3 protein-coding genes and 2 pseudogenes are annotated in these 4,111 nt (G+C 56.2%); 3 read left to right on the top strand and 2 right to left on the bottom strand.

The window, feature by feature from the left end; genetic code table 11:
- Nucleotides 1–239 (top strand): annotated as a pseudogene (locus AAAC48_RS12105) (hypothetical protein); the annotation flags it as partial.
- A 182-nt stretch (nucleotides 240–421) separates the two neighbouring features.
- Here the strand turns inward: AAAC48_RS12105 and AAAC48_RS12100 are convergent.
- Both AAAC48_RS12100 and AAAC48_RS12095 read right to left on the bottom strand, forming a co-directional pair.
- Nucleotides 422–652: pseudogene (locus tag AAAC48_RS12100) on the bottom strand (isocitrate/isopropylmalate family dehydrogenase); the annotation flags it as partial.
- A gap of 96 nt (nucleotides 653–748) precedes the next feature.
- Nucleotides 749–1,738: a sugar-binding protein gene (locus tag AAAC48_RS12095; RefSeq protein WP_340654410.1), complete on the bottom strand. Its 990-nt coding sequence runs from the start codon at nucleotides 1,736–1,738 to the stop codon at nucleotides 749–751.
- A gap of 501 nt (nucleotides 1,739–2,239) precedes the next feature.
- Here AAAC48_RS12095 and AAAC48_RS12090 point away from each other — a divergent pair.
- Both AAAC48_RS12090 and AAAC48_RS12085 read left to right on the top strand, forming a co-directional pair.
- The gene (locus AAAC48_RS12090) at nucleotides 2,240–2,983 is read left to right on the top strand and encodes an ATP-binding cassette domain-containing protein (RefSeq protein ID WP_340654409.1); all 744 of its coding nucleotides are present in this window, start codon (nucleotides 2,240–2,242) and stop codon (nucleotides 2,981–2,983) included.
- Between the two features lie 21 nt (nucleotides 2,984–3,004).
- On the top strand, nucleotides 3,005–4,003 hold the full coding sequence (locus AAAC48_RS12085) for an ABC transporter permease (RefSeq protein WP_340654408.1): 999 nt from the start codon (nucleotides 3,005–3,007) through the stop codon (nucleotides 4,001–4,003).
- Nucleotides 4,004–4,111: the final 108 nt, after the last annotated feature.

Below are 4,111 nucleotides of genomic sequence, written 5' to 3'. Positions count from 1 at the left end.
TCGTGATACCACTGTGCCTCTCGGAAAGCCCTGCGCGGCAACTGACGGCAGCGGGCTCTCTTCCAATAGCGTTGGCCGCCGTAGGCACCCATATGGCGGCAATGCTCGCAGTGATCCTGATTATCGCCGTTCTGGTCTATGATTGGCTGGGTCTTTCATTTCTGCGCCGTGGATGGATCAATTTTGATCTTATCTGGATTGCGGCTCTCATCCTTACGGGAATTATCTTGATCGTCTGATTCTGATCAGACGTTCGAAGAATAAATCGCATCGACGACCGCATCGGTTACCTCTTTTGTCGTTGCGACTCCGCCAATATCAGGGGTGAGGATACCCGCTCCGGTAACTTGCTCGACAGCACGCATGTGCCGTGCGGAGGCATCTGCTTCGCCGAGATGATCGAGCATCTGCGCAGCTGTGCTCCGACGGCGCCGAAATAAATGGCATCGAACTTCCTCAACTGCTCCAGTCCGTCCGAGGGCATCATGACCCCGTGCTTCTTGTAGTAGTCGGAGCCCCAATCGAAGTTCTCGATGTTGAATTTAATGTCGCCGAGGCGTTTCTCAAGACTTGCCAGCACTATCGTTCCGGCCGCAATCACCTCCTGGCCGATACCATCGGCGGGGATCGCGGCGATTGCATATTCACGCATTTCCATGCTCAGTTTTGAGCGGATGCGACGGTATCGGCGATAGGCATATGGACAAAGTAAGGGCGCCAGTTGCCAGGCGCCCCACCGAGTTCATGACTATTTCTGAATGCAGGTATCGACTGTGTCCTTGGTGCATTCGTCGAGCCCCGTGAACACCGGATCCTCAACCTTCTTGCCTTCGATCAGGTTGATCATCACCGTCGGCGCCTTGTAGCCCATCTCGAATGGCCGCTGACCCACAAGTGCCGTTACCAGGCCCTCCTTGGCGATTGCAACCTCATCACCAATGGTGTCAGCGGCTCCGATGACGAAATCATTGCTGGCGATCTTCTCAGCCATTGGCTTGAACAGATCGCGGTAGGGTTGCGGCGCACCGAACAGCGGCCAGCCACCCATGATCCCGAATGCGTCCAGCTTCGGGTTGGCTGCGAGGATATCGGTCATCGCCTGCACACCCTTCGCGCCATCGTCATTCGTGAAGACGGGACAGCCTGCAACCTCCGTCCAACCACCTTCGCCCTTGAGCGCGGCCAGTCCCTTTTGACCGGTCAGCGCATCACGCATGCCTTGAGCGCGCCGCAGGATGTTGTCGGCCCCCGTATTGCCTTCGATCGTGCAGATCGTACCACCCTTGGGCTTGGCTTTCTTGATGTACTCGCCAATCTTGAAGCCCATCAGATAATTGTCGGTGCCGAGGTAGGTTTTGCGCAGTGCCGAATCTTCGGCGGCGAGGTCGGCGTCAAGCGTCATAACCGGCACAGATGGGTTGGCTGTTTTGATGGTCTGAGCGATCAGCTTGGCATTCGAGGGCGAAATTGCGATCGCGGCGGTGTCGGCCTTACCGAGCACGTCCTGTACAATCTGAGCCTCGCCCGCCTCGTCGGAAGTGGACGCCGGCCCCGTGTAGAAGCAAGCGTATTCCGAGCTGGCATTTTCCTTGTTCCACTTTTCGCAACCCTGGTGGATTGCCTCGAAGAATGGATTGTCGAGCCCCTTCACCACAATTACGAGCTGTTTTTTGGCGAGAGCAGGTCCGGCGCCGAGCGCCAGAGCGGCCGCGGCCAGAAGTAATAGCGATTTCTTCATTTGTTCCTCCCTTGAAACAGACGGACACGGCGTGCCCGCGACACAGGATCAACCGGGTTCCGAACAGCACGAGATCATTTCAAGCGCTCGTACGACAGACCGGATAGATAGCATTTCCAAACCGTAGTCGGGTTGCCAGCCCGAGAGGTGCGTGGCCTTGCTGGTGTCCGACCAGTTCAAAATCGAACTGGTGGCAGGACGCGCGGATATAAGCCTTGGAAAATCACGATCAGGCTCCCCCGACCTTGCCTGCCTTGGTGACAAGGATATTCCTCCCAAAGCTAGCTAATATCGGCGAAGTTCGCCCGTCAACGGGTATTTATCATATAAAACGATTTTTGAGCGAATTCACCCGAAAGTCGATTGACGCTCCGTGCGCGGTTTGCGTAAATGCAAAATACCACTGTTTCCTGGGAGGGGATCGGGAAGGCGGGGTCGCGACAATGTCCTATTCAAAGCATGACCAATGCCGGGCGACAGCGTGCATGACGGAGGAAACTGGTGGCGGTTCTCGAACTCACTAACATTTCAAAGCATTTCGGAGCCATTCAAGCGGTCAGCGATGTTTCGCTTTCGATTGAAGCGGGCGAGGTGGTTGGCCTGATGGGCGACAATGGCGCCGGCAAATCGACGCTTGTCAAAATGATTGCCGGCAACTTTCGCCCAAGCCACGGCACGATGCGTATGGATGACACCGAACTCAATCTTCACAAGCCGGTGGAGGCCCGTCAGCACGGCATCGAAATCGTGTATCAGGATCTGGCGTTGTGCAACAATCTTACCGCGGCAGCGAACGTCTTTCTTGGCCGCGAGCTTCGGCGAGGCTTCGGACCCTTTCGGATTCTTGACTACGCGACGATGTATAAGCGTGCCGGCCAGATATTCGCAGAGTTGAAATCGGAGACCCGCCCGCGCGATCTGGTCAAGCAGATGTCGGGTGGCCAGCGGCAGGCGGTGGCGATCGCTCGCACGAGACTTTCGGAGGCAAAAATCGTGCTGATGGATGAACCCACCGCAGCGATATCTGTACGTCAGATCGCCGAGGTGCTCAATCTGATCCGCCATCTTCGTGACCAAGGCATCGCCGTTGTCCTCATCAGCCATCGTATGCCCGATGTCTTCGATGTTGCCGATCGCGTCATCGTCATGCGCAGAGGCAGGAAGGTTGCCGACAAACGAATTTCTGCAAGTTCGCCCGAGGAAGTTACCGGGCTTATTACCGGCGCCATCGAACAGGTAGTATGATTGAAGGAATTAAAGGCGACCATGGCAATTACCCTTGACCAGACAATCCGGCAGAAGCAGCAGAGTTGGCTTGCAGAAAAGCTGAGCAGCCAGACGTTCTGGGTTCTGGTGGCAGTAATCCTTGCTTGCATCTTCCTGTCATTCGCCACGGATTCCTTCGCGACCACAAAAAACCTCTATAACATCACCCGTAACGTCACATTCGTAGCGATCATCGCCCTTGGAATGACGCTCGTCATCATTACCGGCGGTATTGATCTCTCGGTAGGCTCGGTGCTTTGCCTCTGCAGCATGATACTCGGCGTCGTCATGCATGCCGGCTACAGTATTGAAGTCGGCATTGCGGCCTCGATCGGTACCGCATTGCTGATTGGTGCCTTCCACGGAATATTGATTGCCTATGTCGGGATGCCGCCTTTTGTGGTGACGCTGGGCACGCTGTCGATTGCGCGAAGCCTGGCCATGGTTGCCTCAGGCAATACGGTCGTGTTCGAGTTCGGCCCAGATCACAACAAGCTACTTTCACTCGGTGGTGGCGCTTGGTTTTTCGGTATCGCCAACCCCGTACTCTACATGATTGTGCTGGCGTTGCTGACGGGGTTTGTCCTGCGTTGGACCAGGTTCGGCCGCCACGTCTACGCGATCGGCGGGAATGAGCATGCGGCGACGCTGACCGGCGTTCCGGTTCGCCCAATCAAAGTCGCCGTCTACATGATCTCGTCCCTCTCGGCGGGCATCGCCGGCATTATTCAAACCGGCTGGCTTGGCGCGATCACAACCAATATCGGCACTGGACTTGAACTGCAGGTAATCGCCGCCGCCGTCATTGGCGGAGCTGCCTTGGCTGGCGGTGTCGGGACAGCGCTAGGCGCACTTGTCGGGGCAGCTTTGATCGAAGTTATTCGCAACAGCCTTGGTCTGCTCGGGATAAATGCGTTCTGGCAGGGTTGCTTCATCGGCGGTGCCATCTTGCTGGCGGTTCTTTTCGACCGACTGCGTAAGTTCCGTCAAAGCGAGTGAGAGCATCACGATTGCGCTAATTTCGCTGAGATCACCGGACAAAGGTGGGGCATATCAGTGGCAGAACGTTCGGGTTTGGTCTTGAACGCAGATATCGGAATGTTGATG

This window comes from Phyllobacterium sp. (assembly GCF_037994405.1).
Taxonomy (GTDB): Bacteria; Pseudomonadota; Alphaproteobacteria; order Rhizobiales; family Rhizobiaceae; genus Phyllobacterium.
The sequence above is the reverse complement of the archived record's forward strand: the minus strand, read 5'-3'. Positions and strand labels throughout refer to the sequence as shown.